General features: G+C 54.0%; 27 protein-coding genes. 21 read left to right on the top strand and 6 right to left on the bottom strand.

Going from position 1 to position 26,476, the window contains the following annotated elements; all coding sequences use genetic code 11:
* The first annotated feature begins 31 nt into the window (after positions 1 to 31).
* Genes ribE through JAO79_RS14200 form a run of 4 tightly spaced genes read left to right on the top strand, consistent with a single transcriptional unit; the run spans position 32 to position 2,462 of the window.
* On the top strand, positions 32 to 508 hold the full coding sequence (ribE, locus tag JAO79_RS14215; protein ID WP_199007924.1) for a 6,7-dimethyl-8-ribityllumazine synthase: 477 nt from the start codon (positions 32 to 34) through the stop codon (positions 506 to 508).
* Entirely contained in the window at positions 508 to 984 is a 477-nt protein-coding gene (gene nusB / locus JAO79_RS14210) for a transcription antitermination factor NusB (protein WP_199007923.1), read from the top strand. Before ribE ends, nusB begins: the two co-directional genes overlap by 1 nt.
* A gap of 3 nt (positions 985 to 987) precedes the next feature.
* A complete protein-coding gene (gene thiL / locus JAO79_RS14205; RefSeq protein WP_199007922.1) occupies positions 988 to 1,938 on the top strand; it encodes a thiamine-phosphate kinase in 951 nt (316 codons plus the stop codon).
* An 11-nt stretch (positions 1,939 to 1,949) separates the two neighbouring features.
* On the top strand, positions 1,950 to 2,462 hold the full coding sequence (locus JAO79_RS14200; protein WP_413785060.1) for a phosphatidylglycerophosphatase A: 513 nt from the start codon (positions 1,950 to 1,952) through the stop codon (positions 2,460 to 2,462).
* A gap of 33 nt (positions 2,463 to 2,495) precedes the next feature.
* Here JAO79_RS14200 and JAO79_RS14195 read toward each other — a convergent pair whose 3' ends face one another.
* Positions 2,496 to 2,696: a DUF6316 family protein gene (locus JAO79_RS14195; RefSeq protein WP_199007920.1), complete on the bottom strand. Its 201-nt coding sequence runs from the start codon at positions 2,694 to 2,696 to the stop codon at positions 2,496 to 2,498.
* Positions 2,697 to 2,808: 112 nt separating this feature from the next.
* On the opposite strand from JAO79_RS14195, the gene JAO79_RS14190 reads away from it, so the two are divergent.
* Positions 2,809 to 3,450: a DUF2057 family protein gene (locus JAO79_RS14190; RefSeq protein WP_199007919.1), complete on the top strand. Its 642-nt coding sequence runs from the start codon at positions 2,809 to 2,811 to the stop codon at positions 3,448 to 3,450.
* A 32-nt stretch (positions 3,451 to 3,482) separates the two neighbouring features.
* Here the strand turns inward: JAO79_RS14190 and JAO79_RS14185 are convergent, their stop codons facing one another.
* Positions 3,483 to 5,009: a WS/DGAT/MGAT family O-acyltransferase gene (locus JAO79_RS14185; RefSeq protein WP_199007918.1), complete on the bottom strand. Its 1,527-nt coding sequence runs from the start codon at positions 5,007 to 5,009 to the stop codon at positions 3,483 to 3,485.
* A gap of 126 nt (positions 5,010 to 5,135) precedes the next feature.
* Positions 5,136 to 6,104: an octaprenyl diphosphate synthase gene (ispB, locus tag JAO79_RS14180; protein ID WP_199007917.1), complete on the bottom strand. Its 969-nt coding sequence runs from the start codon at positions 6,102 to 6,104 to the stop codon at positions 5,136 to 5,138.
* A 241-nt stretch (positions 6,105 to 6,345) separates the two neighbouring features.
* On the opposite strand from ispB, the gene rplU reads away from it, so the two are divergent.
* The 4 genes from rplU to proB all read left to right on the top strand — a co-directional run bounded on the left by rplU (position 6,346) and on the right by proB (position 9,435).
* Positions 6,346 to 6,657 (top strand): 50S ribosomal protein L21, encoded by a 312-nt coding sequence (rplU, locus tag JAO79_RS14175; RefSeq protein WP_114335893.1) that lies wholly within the window; start codon positions 6,346 to 6,348, stop codon positions 6,655 to 6,657.
* Positions 6,658 to 6,692: 35 nt separating this feature from the next.
* Positions 6,693 to 6,953 carry a 50S ribosomal protein L27 gene (gene rpmA, locus JAO79_RS14170; protein WP_114335894.1) on the top strand — a complete coding sequence of 87 codons (261 nt, stop codon included), beginning with the start codon at positions 6,693 to 6,695 and terminating at the stop codon, positions 6,951 to 6,953.
* A gap of 135 nt (positions 6,954 to 7,088) precedes the next feature.
* A complete protein-coding gene (gene cgtA / locus JAO79_RS14165) occupies positions 7,089 to 8,279 on the top strand; it encodes an Obg family GTPase CgtA (RefSeq protein WP_199007916.1) in 1,191 nt (396 codons plus the stop codon).
* 31 nt (positions 8,280 to 8,310) lie between these two features.
* Entirely contained in the window at positions 8,311 to 9,435 is a 1,125-nt protein-coding gene (gene proB, locus JAO79_RS14160) for a glutamate 5-kinase (RefSeq protein ID WP_199007915.1), read from the top strand.
* Between the two features lie 75 nt (positions 9,436 to 9,510).
* On the opposite strand, the gene rpsT is transcribed toward proB, so the two are convergent.
* Entirely contained in the window at positions 9,511 to 9,780 is a 270-nt protein-coding gene (gene rpsT / locus JAO79_RS14155; protein ID WP_199007914.1) for a 30S ribosomal protein S20, read from the bottom strand.
* A gap of 265 nt (positions 9,781 to 10,045) precedes the next feature.
* Between rpsT and murJ the strand changes: the two genes are divergently transcribed.
* The 12 genes from murJ (at position 10,046) to JAO79_RS14095 (ending at position 24,370) form a co-directional block, all read left to right on the top strand.
* On the top strand, positions 10,046 to 11,635 hold the full coding sequence (gene murJ, locus JAO79_RS14150; protein ID WP_199007913.1) for a murein biosynthesis integral membrane protein MurJ: 1,590 nt from the start codon (positions 10,046 to 10,048) through the stop codon (positions 11,633 to 11,635).
* Positions 11,636 to 11,753: 118 nt separating this feature from the next.
* Positions 11,754 to 12,722, top strand: coding sequence for a bifunctional riboflavin kinase/FAD synthetase (gene ribF / locus JAO79_RS14145; protein ID WP_199007912.1), 969 nt, complete (start codon positions 11,754 to 11,756; stop codon positions 12,720 to 12,722).
* A gap of 34 nt (positions 12,723 to 12,756) precedes the next feature.
* Entirely contained in the window at positions 12,757 to 15,576 is a 2,820-nt protein-coding gene (gene ileS, locus JAO79_RS14140; RefSeq protein WP_199007911.1) for an isoleucine--tRNA ligase, read from the top strand.
* Positions 15,576 to 16,100, top strand: a complete 525-nt coding sequence (gene lspA / locus JAO79_RS14135) for a signal peptidase II (RefSeq protein WP_199007910.1) — start codon at positions 15,576 to 15,578, stop codon at positions 16,098 to 16,100. The genes ileS and lspA overlap by 1 nt, the downstream gene beginning before the upstream one ends.
* Before the next feature lie 4 nt (positions 16,101 to 16,104).
* A complete protein-coding gene (fkpB, locus tag JAO79_RS14130; RefSeq protein WP_199007909.1) occupies positions 16,105 to 16,557 on the top strand; it encodes an FKBP-type peptidyl-prolyl cis-trans isomerase in 453 nt (150 codons plus the stop codon).
* A gap of 11 nt (positions 16,558 to 16,568) precedes the next feature.
* The gene (gene ispH / locus JAO79_RS14125) at positions 16,569 to 17,519 is read left to right on the top strand and encodes a 4-hydroxy-3-methylbut-2-enyl diphosphate reductase (RefSeq protein WP_199007908.1); all 951 of its coding nucleotides are present in this window, start codon (positions 16,569 to 16,571) and stop codon (positions 17,517 to 17,519) included.
* Positions 17,520 to 17,647: 128 nt separating this feature from the next.
* Positions 17,648 to 18,106 (top strand): GspH/FimT family pseudopilin, encoded by a 459-nt coding sequence (locus tag JAO79_RS14120; RefSeq protein ID WP_199007907.1) that lies wholly within the window; start codon positions 17,648 to 17,650, stop codon positions 18,104 to 18,106.
* 27 nt (positions 18,107 to 18,133) lie between these two features.
* Positions 18,134 to 18,535, top strand: a complete 402-nt coding sequence (pilV, locus tag JAO79_RS14115; RefSeq protein ID WP_199007906.1) for a type IV pilus modification protein PilV — start codon at positions 18,134 to 18,136, stop codon at positions 18,533 to 18,535.
* Between the two features lie 11 nt (positions 18,536 to 18,546).
* Positions 18,547 to 19,569, top strand: coding sequence for a PilW family protein (locus JAO79_RS14110; protein ID WP_227664690.1), 1,023 nt, complete (start codon positions 18,547 to 18,549; stop codon positions 19,567 to 19,569).
* Between the two features lie 5 nt (positions 19,570 to 19,574).
* Positions 19,575 to 20,132: a PilX N-terminal domain-containing pilus assembly protein gene (locus JAO79_RS14105; protein WP_199007904.1), complete on the top strand. Its 558-nt coding sequence runs from the start codon at positions 19,575 to 19,577 to the stop codon at positions 20,130 to 20,132.
* Positions 20,133 to 20,168: 36 nt separating this feature from the next.
* Positions 20,169 to 23,834 (top strand): pilus assembly protein, encoded by a 3,666-nt coding sequence (locus JAO79_RS14100; RefSeq protein WP_199007903.1) that lies wholly within the window; start codon positions 20,169 to 20,171, stop codon positions 23,832 to 23,834.
* Positions 23,835 to 23,902: 68 nt separating this feature from the next.
* The gene (locus JAO79_RS14095) at positions 23,903 to 24,370 is read left to right on the top strand and encodes a type IV pilin protein (RefSeq protein WP_320158968.1); all 468 of its coding nucleotides are present in this window, start codon (positions 23,903 to 23,905) and stop codon (positions 24,368 to 24,370) included.
* Positions 24,371 to 24,389: 19 nt separating this feature from the next.
* Here the strand turns inward: JAO79_RS14095 and JAO79_RS14090 are convergent, their stop codons facing one another.
* Entirely contained in the window at positions 24,390 to 24,959 is a 570-nt protein-coding gene (locus JAO79_RS14090; protein WP_199007902.1) for a GspH/FimT family pseudopilin, read from the bottom strand.
* Between the two features lie 111 nt (positions 24,960 to 25,070).
* Positions 25,071 to 26,450 carry a sigma-54-dependent transcriptional regulator gene (locus tag JAO79_RS14085; RefSeq protein WP_199007901.1) on the bottom strand — a complete coding sequence of 460 codons (1,380 nt, stop codon included), beginning with the start codon at positions 26,448 to 26,450 and terminating at the stop codon, positions 25,071 to 25,073.
* Positions 26,451 to 26,476 lie beyond the last annotated feature (26 nt).

Raw genomic sequence — 26,476 nt, 5'->3', positions numbered from 1 at the left:
GAACCTGCTGCTGCCCGCGAAGGAGCCCGAGATGGCAGATATCAAAGTAATTGAAGGTGATTTTACCCAGTGCGGCGGACGTTACGCACTGGTCGTTGGCCGTTTTAACGGCTTCGTCGTTGAGAGCCTGGTAGAAGGCGCGATCGACACTTTGCGCCGTCACGGTATCGCTGAAAGCGATATCACTGTGATTCGCGTACCGGGCGCTTATGAAATGCCGCTTGCGGTTAAGCGCGTAGCAGAAACTTCTGACTACGATGCCATCATCGCGTTGGGTGCTGTTATCCGTGGTGGCACGCCGCACTTTGAATACGTGGCCGGTGAAGCGTCCAGTGGCTTGGGTGCGGTGAGCCTGGAAACCGACGTGCCAGTCACCTTTGGTGTGCTGACCGTGGATTCCATCGAGCAGGCAATTGAGCGTTCAGGAACGAAGGCTGGCAACAAAGGCGCGGAAGCAGCAATTACTGCCCTGGAAATGGTCAGTTTGTTCAAGAAGTTGGGTGAGTAATGAGCGAAGCAGGCGATAGCAGTCCCCAACCGGGGAATACCAGCAAGCCAAAGGCCGGCGATCGCCGCCGTGCCCGGGCACTGGCAATGCAGGGGTTGTACCAGCGGCATTTCAGCAAAACCCCTATTTCAGATATTGAAGCCGAGTTTATGGTCGATAACGACATGAGCAAGGTGGATGTCATGTATTTCCGGGACATTTTAAGGGGGGTGCACCGCGAGCAGGCGGAACTGGACCGGCTTGTGGAGCCTTTCCTGGATCGTCCTATGAAAGAAGTAGACGCGGTTGAGTTGGCTATCGTTCGGTTGGGTGCTTATGAGCTGAAGTACCGTATTGATGTGCCCTATAAAGTGGTCATCAACGAAGGCGTTGAAATGGCTAAGCGTTTTGGCGGCACCGAGGGTCATAAGTTTGTGAATAGCATTCTGGACAAACTCAGCCGTCGATTGCGGTTGGCTGAAACTCGTCCCCGCTGATTTATGGGTGAATTTGAGCTGATTCGCCAGTATTTTCAGCCGCTGGCTGACAAAGCACGGCAAGGGCAGCTCATTCTAGGCCCCGGCGACGACTGCGCGATTCAGCGCGTCCCGTCGGGGCGAGATTTAGTGTTTTCGGTGGACACTCTGGTTGAGGGCGTTCACTTCCCCCCGAATTATCCTCCCGAATACCTTGGCTGGCGGTCATTAGCCGTCGCTGTCAGTGATCTGGCCGCAATGGGTGCCGACCCCGTATGTTTTACACTCGCGCTCTCGTTACCCGGTGCCGAGCCGGAATGGCTGGCCGGGTACTCCCGAGGCTTGGCCCGAGCCAGTGATGCGTTTGGCATTGCTCTGGCGGGCGGAGATACCACTCGAGGCCCGCTTACAATCACTCTCCAGGTACACGGGACGGTATCGCAGGGTTTGGCGTTGCGGCGCTCTGGAGCGCGCGCCGGTGATGTGGTTTGTGTAACCGGGCCGCTGGGTGACGCGGGGGCAGCCTTGGAATTTCTGGGGCATACAGCGCCCACAGAGGACCAGCAAGCGGTGCTTGCGAGCTACCATTATCCGGAGCCTCAGTTGCAGCTGGGAAGAGCTTTGGTTGGCAAGGCGTCCGCCGCCATCGATATCTCGGACGGATTGCTTGCTGATCTGAAGCATATTCTGGCCGCATCCAATGTCGGGGCGGAGCTCGACGCTAACAGCATTCCGCTTTCTGATGCCTTGGTGGCACTAAAGGGTGACGAGGCGCTAAGCTTGGCTTTGAGTGCAGGTGATGACTACCAGCTATGCCTGACAATTCCGGACGACAAGTTGGCGGAGCTGAATTCGCATAATCGTAATCAGCTCACCGTTATTGGACGAATACAGTCGGAGCCAGGTTTGAGGGTGGCTAATGCCGAAACTCTTGGCTTCCGCCAGGGGTTTGATCATTTTGGGAGGTCTGATTGACGGATAATAACGTGGTACAAGAGCCAGACAATGTGAAAGCGATTCTGCCTCCGGGGTTCTTGCGAAATCCGGTACATTTACTGGCTTTCGGGCTTGGTAGTGGGGCTGCGCCCAAGGCTCCGGGCACTTGGGGAAGTCTTGCCGCTATTCCGGTTTGGTACTGCTTTGCGTGGCTGCCGCCGATGGCGTATTGGCTGGTTGTGCTGGCGGCATTTTTTGTCGGTATCTGGTTGTGCGGTAAAACCGCCGATGATTTGAAGGTTCACGATCACGGCGGCATCGTTTGGGACGAGTTCGTGGGCATGTGGATTGCCTTGGGGCTGTTTCCGGACCAGGTTTACGGAGTGTTGATGGCATTCATGCTGTTCCGGTTATTTGACGTGCTGAAGCCGTGGCCGATCAGTTGGCTGGATGCCCGTATGCCCGGTGGCTTGGGTATCATGTTTGATGATGTGGTTGCTGGTTTTATGGCACTAGGCTGCCTTGCCGCGATTGACTATTGGATCATGCCGTTCATGGTGTGACGGGCATGGCGCTAAATGGAGGCAGGGGCGTTGTTAGTGAAGTTGTTCTTCGGGCAGAAGTTTAACGACGTGGAGAAAGCGCTTCAGGCCGATTTCGGCTCGCTCTTTTGAGGCAAAGGGGCCGCTGTCGAAGCCCTCGCGGGTGGTGAAGTACCATTTGCTACCGACACAAAAGAAGCGACTGCTACGAAACGGTGGGGGGGCTTTTTCGCCGGCCCTTTGTTGGGTGTCCATAACTCCTCCTCATGTTGGTTTGGGGTTCGGGCATCAAGGTGTTTGGCGTATCCTGTTTAGCATTAGCCTAAATACGACCGAATTCAAATTTATTCTCAAAAAGGATGTGTAAATGAGTATGTGTCACGTTGGTGGTTTTTACAAATTAGTGCTGGCCGTTTTGACCGTGCTGGTAGCGGGCTGTGCATCTTCTTTGACCCGCATCGATACCTGGGAAGGCAGTTTGCCGGCCGCGACCGAGCCTGCCGTGCTAAAAGCCCCCGGGACCATTCAAGTGAGCAAGGTCAATGGCAAAGCCATGACGAATTTCCTTATGGACGATCTGGCGTTGGATTACGGATTGCTTCCGGGTCGCAATGAGGTGGTGTTTTCCTACAAGACCATCTGGGCGAAATCGGGCGTAGTAGACAATGGTGAGTCAAAAGTACATGTAATTGAAACCGCACCTCAGGTAGTACGTTTCGACGCCGAGCCGGGGATGACCTATCAGTTTTCGGTAGAGAAACCCGCCACCCGTGCTGAAGCGGAAGCGCTCCGCGAAAATTTCTCTGCAACCATTGTGACCTCTGGTGGAGCTTCGGTAGCTGAGGCCTCTGAATGGAAAGGGCCGGAGGCAAACCGCACCCCGGTATTTGGCGGCGGTGAAAGTGATTACAAAGCAGGCTCCGGCACGACGCTTGAGAAAATGAAGCGCCTGTGGGGCGAGGCGACAGACGAAGAGAAAAAGACCTTCCTTCGTTGGGCGTTCGAGTAAAACTGTAGCTTGTAACAGCGCTAGCCAGTGGGCTAGCGCTTAAAGCCGATGGGGCTTTTTTTGAGCAATCCTTCAAGATAGCCAAGGATTTCATCGGACAGGGTTTTGGGGTGGCCGGCCCCGGGATCGTCAATAACAGCTTCTCCCGCCGCTTCAGCGCGCATTTCAATCGCAGTAACGCTGTCCTGCACCAAGCTCTCCAGACTTCCGCCATCGCTGACGACATCCGGACACAGGGTAAAGTTGAGCGTCACCATTCCTTCATAGCTGACTGCCACGATGACAAGCCCCATGCTGTCAAACAGCGGGGCACTGTTGAATTGCTGAACCAGCTTGGCCCCTTGCAGGTACATTGGCACTTGCGGGCCGGGTACGTTGGTGATCGGAAGGTTGAACAGGGGCTGATAGCTCTGCGCAACCCGAAGCTCCGAATACAGGCGTGCGGAAAGCGCGAGCAGTGTGGACGGCAGCAATTCTGTCAGCCGGTCGGCGGCGATAGCTTCCCGGTAGGGTTCGCTCTCAACGGCGTTTCGGTGAATGTAGCGGATCCTGAGCGCTGGGTCGGCTTCGTTTGTTGCAAGGTTCAGCAACATTGCAGACATTTGATTGCCGGTGGCGCGCCGCAGGCTGCTGGATCTCACGGAGATCGGGGTCATTGCCACCAGAGGTTTGGTGGTTTGCGCGCCTTGGGTAATCAGGTATCTGTTCAAGGTTTCCGCGCAGATGCCAAGTACCACGTCGTTGAGTGTGACATCGCCTAACTGGGCTTTGATGGTTTTCAGGCGTGCCAACTCGATACTGGCCGAGACAATCTTCCGGTTGCCCGTGATCTGCCGGTTGAACGGGCAGTGAGGAGCTGAAAACAGTGAGGCTGGCAAGGGCAGCTTGTGAATCTGCTTCTGGATGAGTCCGCGGGTCGCTGCCTCGGCCGTATTATAAGCCAGCGATGCGAGCTGCATCGGGGCCTTCAGCATGTTAGCGCCTGCCTGCAGAAAGACGCGCTCTTCAGAGGGTTCAGGGCGAGGCTGCCAGGGGCGCGGCGGGTTAATGGCGCTGGGTGCTGGCAAATACTCAAGCAGCTTGCCCATAATTTCCTCACCGCTAAACGCGTCGATTGAGGCGTGGTGCAGTTTAACTATCAGGGCAAAGCCGTCTTTGTTGCCATCTGGAGTATCCAGCTTGAAACCGTCGACAAAGGTAATCTGCCAAAGAGGACGGTCCCGTTTGAGGGGGTCCTCCAGAATCTTTGCGGCCAGAGCTTTGATGCAGGTATCAGTGCCGCGGTCACCAAGTGAAACGTAGGCCAAGTGGCGCTCGATACTGAAATCGGCATCGTCCACCCAGTACGGGCGGCCGAGCCGCAGCGGAATTTCTTTAAGTTTTTGCCGAAAGATCGGAGCCACATGCAGGCGGCTGCAGATGTATTGGATAAACGTTGCGTAAGAAACGGGAGTTTCCAGCCCGCTGGCGTCGAAAAGGTAAACGCCTCCGATGTGCATCGGGGTGGTTTCTGATTCAAGGTACAGAAACGAGGCGTCCAGTTCTGACAGCTGGTGCATGCAGAGATTCCCTATAGCGTATATGTGACCGGCTGCGGCAGTATAGCGCAGAAGGCGAGGTATCTTGGTTGGCCCGAAGGCCTTCGATCAAGATGCTGTGCGGCCAGTCTCGGGGCTCTGTATGGGTTAGCTTACACGAGCGACAGCGGCTTCCGTCAGTGCCTCCAGAGCATCACGATAAGGTGAGTCTGGCAAGCAATTTAGCAGGTTGCGAGCGGTTTCGGCCTCTTCTCTTGCTTTGTTCATAGTGTATTCAATGGCGCCGGACGCTTTCACGATGCTGAGGACTTTGGGGAGGTCGTCCAGGCCGCCTTTGCGAATGGCCTGGCGAATCAGTTGGCGCTCGTCCTCACTGCTGTTTTCCATTGCGTAGATGAGAGGTAGCGTGGTTTTGCCTTCGGCCAGGTCGTCGCCCACATTTTTGCCCATGGCTTCGGCATCGCCCTGATAGTCCAATACGTCATCAACCAGTTGAAACGCTAGCCCCAGATGCTTGCCGTAATCTTTCAGGGCCGTTTCCTGTTCATCGTTGGCTCCTGCGAGCAGGGCGCCTGTGTGGGACGAAGCTTCGAACAGCATGGCGGTTTTGTTGTGGATGACGACCATGTACTGGTCTTCCGTGAGGTCCGGGTTTTTCACGTTCATTAGCTGCATCACCTCGCCCTCGGCAATCACGGCGGTGGCGTGCGACAGAACGTTCATAATAGGAAGGCTTTGCAGCTCGACCATCATCTCGAAAGCACGGGCGTAGAGGAAATCACCTACCAGAACACTGGGCGCGTTGCCCCATTTTGCGTTGGCAGTGCTGCGGCCCCGGCGCATGTCGGAGGTATCGACAACATCATCGTGCAAAAGCGTGGCGGTGTGCAGAAATTCAATCACCGCAGCCAGTTTTAGGTGGTCGTCTTTGCTGTAGCCAGCCGCTTGGCTGGAAAGTAAAACCAGCAAAGGTCTCAAGCGCTTACCGCCGCTTTCGATGATGTATTGGGCGATTTTCTCGACCATCGGGACATCCGAGGCAAGCCGCTGGATGATCAGATCGTTCACGCGGCTGAAGTCTTCCGCTACCGTGTCATGGATGCGCTGGGCTGTCATGGGGCTGATAAGTCCCTTACTGGTATGTACGTTGAGTTTTCGGGCAGGACGCGGCAATGCTAGGTATTGCTGCCTAGAGTGTCAACTTGAAGCGTAAACTCCCTTGTATTGGTCGGCGGCTTTTCGTACAATCACGCGCCCAACTCATCCCAACCTGCGCTCCCTGCAATAGGGTTGCCGAAGCGCTTCCCTTAGAACCAGGCGGATAAGAGCAGGGATGGGTCAATCGCGGAGACAGAAAATGTACGCAGTTATTGTTAGCGGTGGCAAGCAGCACCGTGTGAAAGAAGGCGAAACACTGAAGCTGGAAAAGCTCGAAGTTGAAACCGGCGGCTCTGTTGAGTTTGATCGTGTTCTGCTGGTAGCCAATGGCGACGACGTTAAAGTCGGTGCTCCAGTTGTTGATGGTGCTAAAGTGACTGCGGAAGTGGTTAGCCACGGGCGTCACGACAAGATCAACATCATCAAGTTCCGTCGTCGTAAGCATTCCATGAAGCGTCAGGGCCACCGTCAGTGGTTTACTGAAGTTAAGATCACGGGCATTCAGGGTTAAGCTCTGAACATACCCCTTAAAGAAGGAGGCTGGTAATGGCTCATAAAAAGGCAGCAGGTAGTACCCGTAACGGTCGCGATTCCGAGTCGAAACGACTTGGTGTAAAGCGCTACGGCGGCGAGACTGTATCTGCAGGTAGCATCATTGTTCGTCAGCGCGGCACTCGTTTCCACGCTGGCAACAACGTAGGCCTTGGCAAGGATCACACCCTTTTTGCGAAAGCAGAAGGTCAGGTGAAGTTCGAAGTTAAAGGCCCGCAGAACCGCAAGTTCGTGAGCATCGTTCCGGCTGCGTAAGCAGCGGCGATCCGGTTCTGTCGAACCTTGGATTTCCTGATATGCTGATCTGATCAGTCCTCAGGTGAATCCGGAGCCCCGCAAAGCTTCCATGAGGCTGCGGGGCTTTTTAGTTTATGCAAAGGCGTTTTACGTATGAAATTTGTAGACGAAGCCACCATCATTGTTGAAGCGGGAAAAGGCGGCCATGGTTGCCTGAGTTTTCGGCGTGAAAAATACGTACCTAAGGGTGGTCCCGACGGCGGTGACGGCGGGGATGGCGGTTCCGTCTATCTGGTAGCGGACGGTAATCTGAATACCCTGATCGACTATCGTTTTCAGCGCAAACACAAAGCGCAGAACGGTCAGCCGGGGGCAGGTCGGAACTGTACCGGTATCAAAGGAGATGATCTTGAGTTGCCGGTGCCTGTGGGTACCACGGTGGTGGATATGGATACCCATGAGGTTCTGGGTGATCTCACCAAAGAAGGGCAGCGTTTGAAAGTGGCTCAGGGTGGTTTCCACGGCCTTGGGAATACTCGCTTCAAGTCATCGATCAACAGGGCGCCGCGCCAGACCACCAAAGGTTCTGAGGGTGAAGCCCGGAATTTGCGCTTGGAGCTGAAGGTTCTGGCGGACGTGGGGCTCTTGGGTATGCCCAATGCCGGTAAGTCCACATTTATTCGTTCGGTGTCTGCGGCGCAGCCTAAAGTGGCTGATTACCCGTTCACCACATTGGTTCCCAATTTGGGGGTGGTCAGTGTGCAGGCGCATCAAAGTTTTGTGATCGCGGATATTCCGGGGCTGATTGAAGGTGCTGCAGAAGGTGCTGGCTTGGGGATTCGGTTCCTGAAGCATTTGGTGCGTACCCGGTTGCTGTTGCATCTGGTCGATGTGGCGCCTTACGACGGCTCTTCGCCTGTGCAGGCCGTTAATGCAATTGCGCACGAATTGGAAAAGTTCAGCGAAACCCTGGCCAATCGCCCCCGTTGGTTGGTGCTCAATAAGGTCGATATGGTGCCCGAGGAAGACCGAGAGGCGCACTGCCAGGCGATTGTAGATGAGCTTGGCTGGGAAGGGCCGGTGTTTATTGTCTCTGCGCTTTCCGGTGAGGGTACGAAGCCTTTGGTTCAGGCGGTGATGCGCTGGATTGAAGAGCAGGCGGAAGAAGAAGCTGAGAATCCGGAAATTGCTGAGCAGGAAGCTGCTCGTCGCCGCCAGATGGATGATGAGGCGCGGGCCAAAATTGAGGCCGACCGCAATGCCCGTCGGGCGGCTCGTGAAGAAGATGACGATGACGACTTTGACGACGATGATGACGTCGAAGTGGTTTACGCTCCCGAATAACCCGCAAACCTGAAGAGATATTGCTGCTGTCATGAGTGAACGCGTTCAGCTTAAGAAAGCCCGTCGATTGGTGGTAAAAATTGGCAGTGCTTTGTTGACCGATGACGGTAAAGGGCTGGATGTTGCTGCGCTGGGCCACTGGGTCGATCAGATTGCCGGGCTGATACGCAGCGGCGTCGAAGTTGTGGTGGTGTCGTCCGGCTCTGTGGCGGAAGGTATGAGCCGGTTGGGCTGGAGTGAGCGGCCGCAGCATTTGCACGAGCTCCAGGCGGCGGCTGCAGTGGGCCAGATGGGCTTGGTGCAAACCTGGGAGGCCCAGTTCAAGCGCCACGACATTCATACCGCGCAAATTCTTCTGACTCACGACGACCTTTCTGACCGAAAGCGCTATCTGAACGGCCGCAGTACGCTGCGCACGCTTCTGGATTATGGTGTGGTGCCGATCGTTAACGAGAACGATACGGTGGTCACCGATGAAATCCGTTTTGGTGACAACGACACCTTGGGTGCGCTGGTTGCGAATCTGGTTGAAGCGGATGGTCTTATCATTCTGACCGACCAGTTGGGTTTGTTCACCAAGGATCCCCGCAAGCACGAAGATGCCGAACTGGTAACCGAGCGTAAGGCGCAAGATCCCGAGTTGGATGCGATGGCGGGCGGTGGCGCCGGAGCGTTGGGGCGGGGCGGTATGTTGACCAAGTTGCGGGCGTCCCGGTTGGCGGCGCGTTCGGGTGCGTTTACGGTGATTGTGGGTGGTCGTATCGAGAATGCGATTGATCGCTTAAGGCAAGGCGATGTCATTGGCACCTTGCTGTTGCCCGAGCAGGGCAGGTTGGCGGCTCGAAAACAGTGGATTGCCAGTCATTTGCAGACTCGTGGCACGCTGGTTTTGGATGATGGGGCGGTAAAGGTGTTGCGTCAGGGTGGGCGTAGCCTGTTACCGGTTGGCGTAAAGGCGGTTAGTGGAAAGTTTCGTCGCGGTGAAATGGTTATGTGTGTGGATTTGGCCGGGCGTGAGATTGCTCGCGGGCTGGTCAATTACGATGCGGACGAAGCGGGTGTGATTGCTGGTCATTCCAGTGACCGTATTACCGAACTGCTGGGGTATGTGTCCGATGAGGAAATGATTCATCGGGATAATCTGGTGGTTGTGTAGCGCTACAGGGTGTGCTCCAAATTTCAGGCATAAAAAAACCGGCTCGTTAGCCGGTTTTTTTATTTGATCGCAAAATCAGGCAGTTTTCAGAGCCTTGATTTTTGCGTTCACACGGCTCTTATGACGAGCAACTTTGTTCTTGGCGAAGATGCCTTTGTTGACCATGCTGTCCAGAACTGGCTGGGCTTCTTTCATGGCTGCCTGGGCTTCTTCGTAGTTGCCGGCCTTGATTTTGGCGTCAACTTTTTTCATGTAAGTACGTGCCATGGAACGCAGGCTGGCGTTGTGCTTGCGGTTTTTCTCGTTTTGACGAGCGCGCTTTTTGGCTTGCGGGGTATTTGCCACCGTAAAACTCCTGAATTCGTTGCTATAAAAACGGAATATGTTTAGATCGCGGGCGCGCCATAACGAGCGCGTCGATATAAATGACGCGGAACTATGCCGCCGTAAGCTTGAAATGTCAAGGTTGTTGGCGTAGTAATCCCCGCGTACTGCAGGCCTGTGGTACACTCGCGCATCGCTGCACGGGGCATACTGCGGCGCCCAGGCCCGCCCTGTGGAATACCGAAACGCCGCTCAGGCCTGAACTCTGAATTTGGATTTTCGCAACATGTCCTCGGAACCGCAACCAGCACAAGCTCCGTCGCCTAGAAAAGAGCCGCCCAAACCGCCCGGTTTGTTGCGTTCGTCTGGCGTGGTGGGTGTTATGACCATGCTGTCTCGGGTGCTGGGCTTGGTACGGGATATGGTCATCGCCCGTTATTTTGGCGCCGGCACTGCCGCGGACGCCTTTTTCGTAGCCTTTAAAATTCCGAATTTTCTGCGCCGATTGTTTGCAGAAGGGGCCTTCTCGCAGGCCTTTGTGCCGGTGTTGTCGTCCTATCGTCAGAAGGGCGACATTTCTGATGTGAAACGGCTCGTTGATGCGGTGGCTGGCTCCCTCGGGTTGGTGCTTTTGGCGGTAACGTTGGTGGCTATGCTGGGCGCGCCGGTGCTGACCGCTGTCTTTGCGCCCGGATTTCTTGAAGACGATACGAAGTTTGCGCTGGCCAGCGATATGCTGCGCATTACCTTTCCCTATCTTCTATTGATTTCGCTTACCGCGTTCGCGGGCGGCATCCTCAACAGCTACGACCGTTTCGCCGTGCCGGCATTCACACCGGTATTGCTCAATCTCGCGATGATCGCGGCGGCCGTTTTCCTTACGCCGCTGATGAGCGAACCGGTTATGGCGCTCGCCTGGGGCGTATTTATTGCTGGTGCGCTGCAGTTGTTTTTCCAGCTGCCGTTTCTGATGCGGCTTGGCTTGATGCCTCGGCCGCGGGTGGATTATCGCCATGAAGGGGTAAGCCGGATCTTGAAATTGATGATGCCGGCCCTATTCGGGGTGTCGGTGAGTCAGATCAATCTGTTGCTGGATACGGTGTTGGCTTCGTTCCTGCAAACTGGCAGCGTGTCCTGGTTGTATTATTCCGATCGCTTGTCGGAATTGCCATTGGGTGTGTTTGGCATCGCCATCGCAACGGTAATTTTGCCCAGCCTGTCCCGCAAGCATGCGGCGGAGTCAAAAGATCAGTTTGCCGCCACACTGGATTGGGCGGTCAGGGCAGTCCTGTTAATCGGAGTGCCGGCGGCGCTGGCGCTGGCGCTGTTAGCGGAGCCTTTGATTGCCACGTTGTTCCATTACGGTGAAGTGACCGATCGTGATGTGGCTATGTCAGCCCAAAGTTTGCGGGCCTACTCAGCCGGGTTGTTAGCGTTTATGTTGATCAAAGTGCTGGCTCCGGGCTTTTTTGCCCGTCAGGACACCAAAACCCCGGTCAAAATTGGCATTATCGCGATGGTCGCCAACATGGCGTTTAATCTGGCATTGATTGTACCTTTGGCTCATGCCGGGCTGGCTTTGGCTACGTCTATGTCTGCGTGGCTGAACGGCTATCTTTTGTGGCGTGGATTGCGCAAAGACGGTGTTTGGGAAAGTCAGCCGGGCTGGCCTAAGTTTTTGATTCAACTAATGGTGGCGAACAGTGTGTTGGCTGCTGTGGTTGTTTGGTTGAATGCGCCGGTGGCCGATTGGCTGGTCTCCGGGGGGTTGCAAAGAACGGCTGATATGGCCGTGCTCGTAGCGGCCGGCGTGGCGGCGTATTTCGTGACATTGCTGCTGTGTGGCGTGCGCCTGAGTCAGTTCCGGCAGAGGTAAGCGTCTTCACGATTTTTACCATACTCGCGACTGGGGTATAATCGCGCGTTTTCTCACCAGTGCATATTCCGTAGGTGTGTGCACCCAAAGCCAGCTGGCAAGTAAAGGTTCGCAGTAGATGCGTCTGATCCGAGGCCTCACCAATCTTAAGCGTTTGTCCGCATCAGCGGACTCGCCGCTCGCGAGTGGCTGCGTTGCAACCATCGGTAACTTTGATGGCGTTCATCTGGGCCACAAAACGATTATCGAGCAGGTGCGGCAAAAAGCGCTGGAGTTGGGGGTTCCGTCGGTGGTGATGTTTTTCGAGCCTCAGCCTCGGGAGTTTTTCCAAGGCAGTGACGCGCCGCCCCGGCTGATGCCATTCCGGCAGAAATTCGAAGCGCTGTTGGCGGAAGGCATCGACATTGTGCTGTGCATTCGTTTTGACGACACCTTCCGCAGTTTCTCGGCCATGGAATTCATCGAAAACGTGCTGATTCACGGCTTGGCGGTTCGCCATCTGGTGGTAGGGGATGATTTTCGTTTCGGCTGTGATCGGTCGGGAGACTTCCGTCTTTTGGAACAAGTGGGGCGGGAGTACAACTTCACCGTTGAGAATACACGCACGGTAACGGTGGATGGAGAGCGCGTCAGCAGCACCCGGGTGCGCAAGGTTTTGAATGTGAACGGGCTTGAGGAAGCTGAGCGCCTTTTGGGGCACCCTTACCGGATTCACGGCCGGGTGGTGTATGGCCGACAGCTTGGACGACAGTTGGGCGCACCCACGGCCAATATCTTGCTGAATCGTATGCCCGCATTGCGCGGCGTTTATGTGGTTCGCGCCCGCCTTGAGACGGGCGAATGGCAAGATGGGATAGCAAACATTGGCCTTCGCCCAACGGTGGACGGCAAGCGGCCGGCGCTGGAAGTGCACCTGTTCGACTTTGCTGGCACACTCTACGGCCAGCATATAAATGTAGTGTTTCGCCACGGCCTGCGGGACGAAGTGAAATTCGATTCTGTTGATGAGTTGCGGCAACAGATCGCCCGGGATTTCGAGCATGCCCGGGCCTGGCTGGCGGATAATCCCGCCCGGCCCAATAACTGATTTAACTGACCAACCAGAGAGTGCGCACACAAACATGAGCGACTACAAGCATACCCTGAATCTGCCGGAAACCGCCTTTCCGATGCGCGGTAACCTGGCCAAGCGTGAGCCGGATATGCTCAAACGCTGGCAGGATCTCGATGTCTACGGCAACCTGCGCAAGCAGCGCGAAGGCCGGGAGAAATTCATCCTGCACGATGGCCCTCCTTATGCGAACGGCAGCATTCATATCGGGCATGCGGTCAATAAAATTCTGAAGGACATGATCGTTAAATCCCGCAGCTTCATGGGATACGACGCGCCTTACGTGCCGGGCTGGGACTGCCACGGTCTGCCCATCGAGCACAAGGTCGAGCAGGAAATCGGCAAAGCCGGTGTGAAAGTCGACTACAAAACCTTCCGCCAGGCTTGCCGTGATTACGCCGCAAAACAGATTGATGGCCAGAAAGCCGACTTCATCCGTTTGGGTGTGATGGGTGAGTGGGATAAGCCCTACCTGACCATGGACCCGAAAGTAGAAGCTGGCATCGTTCGCGCCCTCGGTAAGATCGTCGCCAAAGGTCATCTGGTTCGTGGTTTCAAACCGGTTTACTGGAGTGTGGTTGGTCAGTCCGCACTGGCAGAAGCCGAGGTTGAGTATCAGGATAAAACTTCTACCCAGATTGACGTGCGTTTTACTGCGGTTGATCAGGCGGCGGTACTCAAGCTGTTTGGGACCAGCGAAGGAGAAGGCGACGTTTCCGTGGTTATCTGGACCACCACGCCTTGGACCATTCCGGCTAACCAGGCGGTTTCCCTAGGCGCTGATCTGGAATACGCCTTGGTGCAGGTGGACACCGGCAATGGCCCTGAGCGGATGGTACTGGCCACAGACATGGTTGCAGGCATCATGGCCCGCTGGGGTGTGGAAGATTTCCGCGTGCTGGCCAATGTCAGCGGCTCCGCGCTTGAGAACCAACTGCTGCATCACCCGATCTACGACAAGCAGGTACCGTTGATTCTGGGTGACCACGTGTCTTTGGATGCCGGTACCGGTGCAGTTCATACCGCGCCAGACCACGGTATGGAAGACTTTGAAGTGGGTAAGGCCTACGGCATTGAAACCATCAACCTGGTCAAAGCCGACGGCACCTACACCGACGCCGCTGGCGAATTTGCCGGCATTCACGTCTACAAAGCCGACGAGCCGGTCAGCTCTGCGCTGGAGCGTGAAGGCAAACTGGTGCGTGCCGAGAAATTCCGCCACAGCTACCCGCATTGCTGGCGTACCAAAACACCGCTGATCTACCGTGCGACGCCGCAATGGTTCATCAGCATGGACAAACTCAATCTGCGCGACGACGCACTGGAAGCCATCAAAGGTATCCGCTGGGTGCCTGGCTGGGGCCAGAACCGCATCGAGGCCATGTTCCAGCAGAGCCCGGACTGGTGTATCTCCCGTCAGCGCACCTGGGGTGTGCCGATCACCTTGTTTATCCACAAGGAAACTCAGGACCTGCACCCGAACACCCAGGAATTGATCGAAAAAGTTGCGCAAGCGGTTGAGACCGATGGCATTGACGCTTGGTACGACATCGATCAAAGCGAATTACTCGGAGACGATGCTGACCAGTACGACAAGGTGCTTGATACCTTGGACGTTTGGTTTGATTCCGGTGTCACCCACGAATCTGTCCTGCGCGCGCGCGAGGAACTGGGTCAGTTCCCGGCAGACTTGTATCTGGAAGGCTCAGACCAGCACCGCGGTTGGTTCCAGTCATCCCTGAAAACCTCGATCGCGATGAATGGCGTAGCGCCTTACAAGCAAGTGTTGACCCACGGTTTCACCGTGGACGCCAAGGGCTACAAGATGTCCAAATCGATGGGCAATGTGATCGCGCCGCAGGAAGTGATGAACGAATTGGGTGCTGACATTCTGCGTTTGTGGGTATCGGCCACCGATTACAGCGGTGAGATGTCGGTATCCAAAGACATTCTGCGCCAGACTGCAGACGGTTACCGCCGTATCCGGAACACCGCCCGCTTCTTGCTCAGCAACCTGAATGGTTTTGAGCCGGAGCAGCACATGGTGGCACCGGAAAACATGATCGCGCTGGATCGCTGGATGGTCGATCGCGCTTTGCAGCTGCAAGACGAACTGCAAGAAGACTACGAAAACTACGCCTTCCTGCGCATTTACCAGAAAGTGTACAACTTCTGTGAATCGACGCTGGGCGGCTTCTATCTGGACATCATCAAAGATCGCCAGTACACCACGCAGGCGGACAGCGTTGCACGCCGTTCGTGTCAGACTGCGCTTTATCATGTGGCAGAAGCATTGGTGCGTTGGATTGCTCCGATCCTCAGCTTTACTGCTGACGAGATCTGGCAGCACCTGCCCGGCAAACGTGGTGAAACCGTGTTCTACGAAACCTGGTACGAAGGCCTGACCGCACTGCCGGAAGATGCAGAGCTGGGCCGTGACTACTGGCGTGAAATTTTCAGCGTAAAAGAGGCGGTGAACAAATGCCTCGAAGACGTTCGTGCTCGTGGTGATATCAAAGGCTCCTTGAGTGCGGAAGTTACCTTGTACTGCGAAGGTAGTCTGGCCGAGCGCCTGAACTTCCTGGGTGAAGAGCTGCGCTTTGTTCTGATCACTTCCGAAGCGACGGTTAAGCCAGTCAGCGAAGCTAACGGTGCGGAGCAGACCAGCCTTGAAGGTTTGCTGGTGAAAGTGACCCCGGCCTCTCACTCCAAGTGTGAGCGCTGCTGGCACCACCGCGAAGATGTTGGTCAGCATGAAAACCATGCCGACCTGTGTGGCCGCTGTGTCAGCAACGTGGAAGGCCCGGGCGAAACCCGCGCCTACGCTTGATGGATACCGTCATGGTGGATGAGCGCGAAGGCAGCAAACTGAAGTGGCTGTGGCTGGCCGTACTGGTGATCGCGGTGGACCTTGGGACCAAGTACCTGGCCACCGCCTTGCTTACCTACGGCAACCCGATACCGGTGATGCCCAGTTTCAACCTGACCTTGCTGCACAATACGGGCGCGGCGTTCAGTTTTCTGGCCGATGCGGCCGGTTGGCAGCGTTGGTTCTTCGTGGCTTTGGCGTTGGTGGTCAGCGTGGTTCTGATTGGTTGGCTAAAGAAGCTTAAAGCCTATGAAACCTGGACCGCCATCGCCATCGTGCTGATATTGGGAGGGGCCATCGGCAACGTGTATGACCGAGTGGTTCACGGTTACGTGGTCGATTTTCTGCACTTCTATTGGCAGGACTGGCATTTTCCCGCTTTCAATCTGGCTGACACCGCCATCACCATCGGCGCGGCTATGATGGTACTTGATGCATTCCGCAAACCCGCTGGAGACAGCGGGGATGCTGACAGGAGTAACTGATCCTATGAACGACCTGCCAATAGACAAGGGTACCCGGGTAACCCTGCATTTCGCCCTTAAGTTTGAAGATGGCGAGATTGTGGATTCCACCTTTGATAAACAGCCTGCGACGCTGGAAATCGGCGACGAGAACCTGCCGGAGAATTTCGAAGCCTACCTGATGGGCCTCAAAGCCGGCGACCACAAAACCTTCGAAGTGCCACCGGAAAAAGCCTTCGGCCAGCACAATCCGAGCAACCTGCAAACCTTCAAACGCCACGAATTCAGTGCCGACATGGTCTTGGAGAAGGGTGTCGTGATTTCCTTCGCCGATGCCCGGCAGCAGGAACTGCCCGGCGTGATCAGCCGAGTGGAAGGCGATGAAGTGGAAGTCGACTTCAACCACCCGCTGGCAGGGCGTACACTGAGCTTTGAAGTACAGATCATCGATGTGGAGCCCGCTGGGCAAACACACTGAAGGGCAAAGATATGCAAATCCGATTAGCTAACCCCCGTGGCTTCTGTGCCGGTGTAGACCGTGCCATAGAAATCGTAAACCGCGCGCTCGACGTCTTCGGTGCGCCCATCTACGTGCGCCACGAGGTTGTCCACAACAAATTCGTGGTGGATAACCTGCGCAATCGGGGCGCCGTATTTGTCGACGAACTGCACGAAGTGCCAGACGACACCTTGGTGATTTTCAGCGCCCACGGCGTATCCCAAGCAGTCCAAAACGAAGCCGCTCGCCGTGGCCTCAAAGTCTTTGACGCCACCTGTCCACTGGTCACCAAAGTGCACATGGAAGTCATGCGCAACAGCCGCGACGGCCGGGAATGCATCTTGATTGGCCACCACGGCCACCCCGAAGTTGAAGGCACCATGGGTCAGTACGATCACAGCAACGGCGGCAACATTTACCTGGTTGAAGACGAAGGCGATGTAGAAAAGTTGGAAGTGAAAGACCCCGAACGCCTGGCCTACGTGACGCAGACCACGCTCTCCATGGACGACACCGCTCGAGTAATTGACGCCCTGCGAGCCAGATTCCCGAAAATTGAAGGCCCGCGCAAAGACGACATTTGCTACGCCACGCAAAACCGTCAGGATGCGGTAAAGCAATTGGCCGGCGACTGCGACCTGATGCTGGTGGTAGGCTCTCCGAACAGTTCCAACTCCAACCGCTTGCGCGAGCTGGCGGAACGTATGGGCACTCCCGCCTACCTGATTGACGAAGCAGCGCAAATCGATAAGCAGTGGCTGGAAGGCAAGAAAGCGGTGGGTGTGACGGCCGGGGCTTCTGCGCCTGAAGTGCTGGTGGCGGATGTGATTAACCGCTTGAAGGAATTGGGCGGGGAAGAGCCGCAGGAGATTGCTGGGCGGGAAGAGAATATAGTGTTTTCTATGCCTAAGGAATTGCGGATTGATGCGGTGAATGTGTGATGGCAATCATGTTTTGATGTGTTGCTGACCGCTTATCCTCCCCGAACCGCCACTTGTCGATGACCGCTGGCGGTTTTTTTGTGCTCTTATATTCTTTAAAGATGAAAATATATTCAGGGAGCGGGTTCATGCCCAAGCTAACGAGCCAGCGCGGTTTTACGTTGATTGAGTTGCTGGTAACAATAGCTTTAATCGCCATCATCGCGGTTATTGCCGTGCCACAGTTCGGAAACATGATCGAACGTAACCGAGTGGTGTCAAAAACCAATTCTATTGTTGGTCTACTTAACTTTGCGCGCGGTGAGGCGATCAGGCGAAATGTTCTCGTAGAAGTAGATTTTTCTGCCGACCCGATTTCAGCTCAGCTACAAGACGGTACTGTGATTCGTGCTATTGAAACTATGGAAAGCGGAACTACAGTCGTGACTTCAATTGCAGCAAACGAAGTTGTATTTCGCTCTAACGGTATGGCAGGCAATCAAGAGATTGTGATCAGGGTGTGCTCTGGTGATGCAGAGGGACGGGAAATCGTGGTTGATCCTGGCGGCAGATTGAATTCTCGGATCCCTGTAACAGCTTGTTCTTAAGAGGCGGTAATAGCATTGAGAAACAGCATGAAAAAAAGCGATTTGAAAACTCCGCAGCAGTCAGGCTTTACCATGATCGAGGTCTTGGTGGCCTTGTTGATTTTGCTTATAGGGCTACTAGGGGTTGTTGGGATGCAATACCTTTCTTTGAAGCAGGTCAACAACACCCATTTGCGTTCACAGGTCGCGATGCACGCACAGAGCATGGTTGAGTTGATTCGAGCGAATGATGGTGCCGCCTTGGATTCTTCAAGTGTTGATGCCTGGGAGGCTGAGCTGATACAGGATGTCCCTACTGCCTCAGGGACTGTTAATTTTACGATAAATGGTAGTGAAGTAACGGCAGCCGTTACGGTCACTTGGGATGAGAGAAACTTAGGCAATGACTCTGAAACCCAAACCATGACAGTAGCGGCGAGGGTGGATTAACAGTGAACAATATGCAGAAAGGTTTCACAATTATCGAGATCATGATCGCCCTCACGCTATCGTTGATTCTTATTGCGGGCCTTACCCAGATATTTGTGGCGAACAGCAGGACTTTCAATGTGAGTGAAGCGGGTGCTCGGACTCAGGAAACTGGTCGGCTTGCGCTCTCTATTTTGTCGAGGGAGATACGGAATGCTGATTATTGGGGGTGCCAAAGCTCAGAAGGGGTTATGGCGGGTAATATAGTTAATATGTTGAATCCTGCTGCGGGTGTTGACGCGATACTTCGTGGGGTGGATGGGGAGAATGATACGGGGCCTGGCGGTTCGGATGTTCTCTCTTTGGCGGGAACAGACCCTAACTCAGCGCTCAAGGTGGTAAAGCAGCCTAGTGGCAACTCAGCAAATCTCCATCTTTCAGAAGTTACTGGACTCAAGGAAAACGATATTGTCCTAGTTACTAACTGTCAGCGTGGGCATATGTTTCAGGTAACAAATGAGCCTGATAAGCAAAATAACGGCCAAAAAGTTGTTGTGCACAACACCGGGAATGTGTCGTCCGGCCCGGGCAACGCCTTTAAAGATATCCAACCGAGTTACAACGACGATCCGAATGGCGCCTTCTTATTCAAGCCTACTAAACGCAGCTATTATTTGCAGGACAATGTAACAACCGGTCGACGTGAGTTGGTGCGTGATGGAGTGGCGCTTCTCGGCTCGGCAGGCTCTGTTGCGCTGTTTGAAGACGTTCGAAACTTCCAGTTTCAGTACGGCCGTGACACCAACGGTAATGGTCAGGTGAACGTGTGGTCAGATCCTGGTGACCCTAATCAAGCGGATGAAGCAATTGCGATCAGGATTAGTCTTCTTATTCGTTCTCCAGATGACAGGGTGACGGACGGAGGTCAGAGCTATTGTTATCCCGGGTGGCTTGATTGTGCCAACGATGCATCACTACTAACTACCGCTGGAGCGAACGATACTTTTTTGTACCGTGTGTATACCACGACATCCACCATGCGTAACCGGATTTAATGGTCATGAAAAATTGCACAAAGAATATGGGAATAAGGCAAGCCGGAGCAGCGCTGATTCTATCCCTGCTTATTTTGCTTATTCTGACCTTGCTTGCACTTTCAAGTATGCAGGGAAGCGTCATGCAGCAGCGAATGGTGTCTGGCTTTACTGGAGGTATTGAGTCCTTAGAAATTGCAGAGGCAGGATTAAGAAGTGCGGAAGAGGCACTTGACGGAATGAACATCCCGGCCGTTTTCAATATCCCTGCAATATTCGACGGCACCAATGGACTGTACGGTGCGGACAACGCAACGCCGGACCCTCTAACTTATGATTGGGCGAATAGCAATGATGTGTTGGACGCCGGCGCGGTAGGGGGCGTGACACCACGCTACTTCATCCAGCACTTGGGTGATGCTGTAACCGAAGAAAAACATGACTCGATTGCCGTAGGCCACGCCGGTGCGCAGCAAGGTGCTGCAGCGGGTGAGGCTCAGGCATTTCGGATTGTTGTGTGGACAGGGGGCTCTTCAGGCGAGGCACAACGGGTTATTCAGGCCCATTATGTTCGCAATATTTAATAAGGGGTGCCTTAGGGCGCGCTTGGGAGGTTCTAAATGAACAATACGAAAAATGTGTTGAGGCTCATGCTAGCTGTAATTGTTGGTTCAATTAGTGCGAATGCTAATGCCTCAGGTACGGGGATTTCAGCGTTCGCCGATAGGCCTCTTTACCTTGCTGGCGGGCGCGGCGTTCCTGGGAATCTGGTTTTAACACCGTCCGTTGAGTTCCCAACGCTACAAAGTTTGGCCAATCTCGGAAGCTATACTCGGGATAAAGCTTTTGTAGGCTATTTCGATTCTGAAAAATGCTACAAGTACAGCTATTCCAGCACCGAATCTGAACGCCATTTTTACCCGAGTTCTATCGCAACTAGCCGAGCGTGTTCCGGGGTTAACGAGTGGAGCGGTAACTTCCTGAACTGGGTAACAACACAAACCATTGACCCGTTCCGAAAAGCATTGACCGGCGGCTATCGAGTCAAGGACACAGCGACTGAAACTTGGCTGGAAAAAGCCCGGCATGCAGGAAATTCGAATGTCGCGGAGCGCTCCATAAGCGGCGTTGAAGCGGCTAAGGCTACGCCTTTTACCGATACTGTGCATTTTAAAATTCAAGGCATGGAGAAATCCCTGCAATTTTATTTAGGTAGTGGCGGGTTTAAATCGAGGGGGGCTAGTGATCTGGAGGATTATGATCCTAACGTTCCGATAAATACCGATGATAATTATATGGCAGCTGTTCGCGTTAAGGTATGCGATGCCAATGTTGGGTTGGAGCCTAACTGTGTTCAGTATGGCAATAACTGGAAGCCTGAAGGCTTGATACAAGCCAATGTGAATAGCTTGAATTACAGTGTGTTCGGTTACTTGAATGATAATAATGTAAAGCGTGATGGGGCGGTTTTAAGGGCTGACCAGCGAGACGTGAGTGCTGAGTGGGACCCCCAAACTGGTATTATCTTCGACAACCCTGATAACGCAACCGAAGGAAACAGTGGCGTTATCAACTATATAAACAAGTTTGGACAATTAAACACGAATAGCCATAAGTCCTATGACCCGGTTAGTGAACTTTATTATGCCGCAACAAGATACTTGAAAAACCAAGGGAACGTAGCGGCTTATTCGAGTAACCCAACTGAAAAGCATAAAGACAACTTTCCAGTGATAACCAACTGGACGGATCCCGTATCCTACGAGTGTCAGCCTACTGCTATTTTGGGTATTGGTGATGCAAATACACACCGAGATGGAAATTTGCCGGGTTCAAGTTACCGAAGTGTTGATGAGCCAGCGATTCCAAGTGAGGTTTCGGCAGACAATACCGTCAATGTAACGGAAATGACCAATCTTATCGGCGTGATGGAGCCAGGGTTGGACGGCACGTTGGGGAACGGTGAGTTCACTGGCCGCAGAAACACGGCGTATATCGCTGGGTTGGCGTATGACAATCGGATAAATGATATGCGACCTGATTTGGATGGTGATCAGCTGGCGACGACCCACTGGGTGGACGTTATGGAAAACCAGAAACTGGAGTGTGCCACAAGAAATCAGTATTACCTGGCAACAAAGTATGGTGGTTTCACTCTGCCTGATGATTACGATGCAAGCCGTACTGATGATTTGCCCGAATCCTGGTGGACCAATGGGGATACCTTAGCGTGCGCAAACAATGGAACCATGAAGCGCCCTAAAAACTTCTACACGGCTGGCAATGCGGAAAAAATGGTGGAAAGCTTAGAAGAAGCTTTTAAAAATATCGTTTCTGATGCAGAAGGTACTTCAACCGCAGTAACCTTTAATACCGCTACGATAGAGTCCGACACCCTGTTATTTGGAGCGCAATTTAACTCCGCAAGCTGGACCGGAAAATTATTTGCAACGTCTATTCAGCGCGCGGCCTCGGGTCCTCCAAAAATTGCAAACACATACTCATGGGAGGCTGGGGCGGTTCTGGACCAAAGGGATTTAGTGGCGGAGCCGAGAAACATATACACGTTTAACGGCACCAGTGGAGTAGAGTTCACAGCCGGCAACCTGGCTAGCCTGACCCAGGCCATGCAGGATGATTTGGAATTTGGCGGTGATTCGGATTTGGCTGAGAAACGCATAAGGTATCTGCGCGGTGAAGCAATAGATGGGATGCGTTCGAGGATCAGCCGGTTAGGCGATATTGTTAACTCGACGCCAGTGTACATTGAGGCTCCCTCTATGAACTGGCCAGAGAGTTCCGCTTTTGGGACTGACTCGGGATCCCACGCCAATTTCGCGAAAACGTATGAAAACCGGAAGGGCGTTATTTATGTTGGTGGCAATGATGGGATGTTACATGCGTTTGCAGCGGATACCGGAGAGGAGCTGTTTGCCTATATCCCGGAATTTATTGCCTCCGACACCGCTCAAGAGGGGCTTCACTACCTGACAGACCCTGCTTATACCCATCGTTATTACGTTGATTTGTCGCCAGTGGTTTCAGAAGTTAAAAGCCAGGGTGCTGGAGGATCCGCAGCAGCTTGGCGTAGCGTTCTTATAGGCGGAGCTCGGACCGGCGGAAAAGGTATTTTTGCTCTGGATATTACAGACCCGAATGGTTTTGCCAGCGGGGCATCAAATATCCCTATGTGGGAGTTTTCTGCGGCTGACGATTCTCGCTTGGGCTACATCACCGAGCCGCCAACGATCTCGCTAGCGGACTGGGGCGGCGGTTCAAACAAGTGGACGGTTTTCTTGCCGAATGGCTATATGTCAGACACCCCAAGCACCGGCTTCTTCATGCTCGATATTGAGGGTGGGCTAGATGGAACTTGGTCTGAGGGTTCGGACTACAAATACATTGAATTTGATAGCGCTACTGATGCTACGGGGCTCTCGCCGATACGTCAGGTGGATCTTGAGGGCAGTGATCGTATTGTCGATAGAATCTATGCTGGTGACCTAAAGGGAAATCTTTGGGTAGCTACGCTAGGCAACCAAGGGTGGGGGAATCCCTACAGGGGGCCGTTGTTCACGGCAACAGGAGGCCAGAGTCCTCAAGCAGTTATTACAACCCCGCAGCCAATTACTGCAGCTCCATTGGCGATTCGTTACCCTGAAACCGTGAGTGGTAATAAGGGCGGTGGTAACTCAGGGAGCAATTCCAAGGTCATGGTGCTTTTTGGTACCGGTAAATACCTGGAGCTCGGCGACGTAAATAATACAGACGTACAGTCTTTTTACGGTGTTTTTGATAACACTGCAGCTCTTGACCGAAGTGATCTTCTTGATCGGACGTTGAGTGCAGGGCAGGTAACTGTAGACGGGGTTGATTACGATGTACGTTACTCCGGTGGCGATGCTTTCGACCCGACCACCCATTCTGGATGGTATGTTGATCTGATTGATTCGGGAGAGCGAATCAATTTGTCTGCACAGGTCCGGGGAGACTACATTTTTGTGAATTCGCTGGTTCCTACGACTAATCCTTGTGACATCGGCGGTGAAGGATGGTTAATGGCATTCGGCCTCGATGGTAGAACCGCGGACAGAACGATATGGCCAAAGCTTGGAAAGCCGGTTGCTGGTTACAAAGTAGAGGGCGGTATACCGAACCAGACAAGCTTTATCGATGATTACGCATTAACTCCGCTGTCTAATAGCGAGATTTTGCCGGATGAAATTGATGTGGGAGCAAGCTCGGCCGCAACAGGCCGTAGAAGTTGGCAAGAGCTGTATGACTGATGATGTTACAGGGCGGACTTGTTCCGCCCTGTATTTTTATAGCATTTAGATGAAAAGGATAACGGTTGATGAGGCTGAAAGGTTCACAGGGTTTTACGCTCATTGAACTGATGATTGTGGTGGCGATCATCGGAATTATTGCGGCAATCGCTTACCCCAGTTATCAAGAGTATGTTGAGCGAACCCGGCGTGGTGATGCAAAAGCGGTACTAATGCAATTCGCGAGTGCGATGGAGCGTTTTTATACGCAGAACAATACCTACATTGGGGCGGATGGCGGTACTAGCGCTATAACTGCAACTCTTACCGCGCCCCCGGCCGCTTTATTCCCGTCGGAGGCCCCGCTTGACGGTAGCGTGAAATTCTACGATATCCGTATTTTTGATTTGCAGGCGAACTCGTTCATTTTGAGAGCGGTTCCTAAAAATGGTCAAGCAGGAGATGGGTTCCTTCAACTCCGCTCCAATGGAGTAAGGGAGTGGGATGCCGATAATTCAGGTTCTATTGGTGCCGGCGAGGCGACTTGGTCGGATTAATTTGGTGACCTGAAGTGGCTCACCTGCAGACCACCGGATTCCCATTAGCATCTTCTAATATACCGTCTCCGTCTTGGTCGCCTGATAGTCGTGGGCGGCCGCCCATGTTGATGATAACCTGGGCTGCCATCCCGCTGTTCTTATTGTCAGGGCACCAAACCATATTGCCGATCGCATAGCTTGCTTGCCCGGTTGCAAAGAAGCGGAAGTATGAGCGGTTAGCGGTACTGGCTTTCCAGGTGCCACCTTTGGTCAGCTCTTTTATCCTGACAACGTCATTCGTACTCGAGAGCACCCGGTCTGCATCTGAGTCTCGAAATACAGTTATGGGGGTATTGTTCCAGTTGTTTGAGCAACGATTGGTTTGGTCTAAAGGGCACATGGTAATGGTGCGTTGCTCCATGATCGCGGTATTTCTTGCGAAGTTGATCAGGGCGATCATGTCACTAACCGCGCTCTGGCGGCGAGCACTGTTCAGAAGTGAGCCTAACGAAGGAACTGTGTAGTTGGCGATGACGGAAATGATGACGATTGCGACCAGCAGCTCCACAAGAGTGAAGCCGCAAGTTTTGTTAGTGCGGTTATGCATTACCTTACATCCTTGTGTGTACGGGGAGCATCCTGCTCCTAAGGCGTAAAGGTTATCAGGCTGAGAGGTTTTAGGGCGAGTGAGTTGTAAATTCGTGAACTTTGTCTCAGCTCACTCCATCCCCAACTTCTTCAACCGATACCGCATCGCCCGAAAACTGATCCCCAACCTCTTGGCCGCCGCGGTCTTATTCCAGCGTGTTGCTTCAAGCGCCTTCTCAATGGCCTGCCGTTCGATGGTTTCAAGATAGTCTTCCAGGTCAATTTCGCCTTCTGGTACTAAATCCGACAGCTCACCTCCGCCGTTACCTGGCCCACGTGCGGCGCTGCCTTGCGCCACTGCGCCACCAAGATGCAAGTCGTCGGCATCAATACGGTCCTCATCACACAGCGTAAAGGCACGCTCTAAAATATTCTCGAGCTCACGCACATTGCCCGGGAAGTCATAGCTTTTCAGCCGGTCAATAGCGGCAGACGTTAGGGTGGCCGGATCACACTCATACTCTCCGGCAATGCGCTCCAGTATATGCTCGGCCAACAGAGGAATGTCGTCTCGCCGCTCGCGAAGTGCGGGTACGGCCAGCTCGATTACGTTGATGCGGTAAAACAAATCCTGGCGAAAGTCTCCGGATAGCACCAATTCCGGCAGGTTCTTGTGGGTGGCGCTCAGCACCCGAATGTCTACCGGAATTTCCTTGGTATCGCCAACTGGCCGAACCGCTTTCTCCTGAATAGCGCGCAGTAGTTTTACCTGCATGGCCAGTGGCAAATCGGCCACTTCGTCCAAAAACAGGGTGCCGCCATCGGCACTTCGGAACAGGCCATCTTTATTCTCCACGGCACCGGTAAAGCTGCCTTTTTTATGCCCGAAGAATTCGCTTTCCATCAGCTCTGAGGGGATCGCGCCGCAGTTAACGGCGACGAACGGCGCTTCCGCGCGCGGGCCTTGCAGATGGATCATTCGGGCAACCAGTTCTTTACCGCTGCCGGATTCACCGCTGATAAACACCGGTGCCTGGCTGCGGGCGAGCTTGCGGGTTTGGTTGCGAAGTTTGCGCAGTTCCGGGGAGTTGCCCAGCAGCAGGCCGGGATTGTCTGCCTCGGCCGTCGTTTCGGTTTTGGGTTCCGACAGTTTCAGGGCGCTGTTCACCAGCTCACGTAGTCGGGGCAGTTCGACCGGTTTGGAGACAAAATCAAACGCCCCTGCCTTAAGTGATTCAATGGCGGTATCCATGCTGCCATAGGCGGTGATAACGGCCACGGGGGTGCTGGGGCTGTGTTGTTGAATCCATTGCACCAGTTCGATGCCGTTGCCGTCTGGCAGGTTCATGTCGGTCAGGCACAGCTGGGGTTTGTGTTCTTCCAGAAGGGCGCGCGCGCTGCTCAGGTCGGCGGCGGTGTAGGTGGTGATGCCCATCCGCCCCAGAGTAATTTCCAGGAGACTGCGGATGTCCGGTTCGTCGTCTACGATCAGCGCGGTTTGGTTACTCATGATGTGTTACCGGTTCCCTGTTGAAT

Source organism: Marinobacter litoralis (genome assembly GCF_016427555.1).
In the GTDB taxonomy this organism is placed as follows: Bacteria; Pseudomonadota; Gammaproteobacteria; order Pseudomonadales; family Oleiphilaceae; genus Marinobacter; species Marinobacter litoralis_A.
The sequence above is the reverse complement of the archived record's forward strand: the minus strand, read 5'-3'. Positions and strand labels throughout refer to the sequence as shown.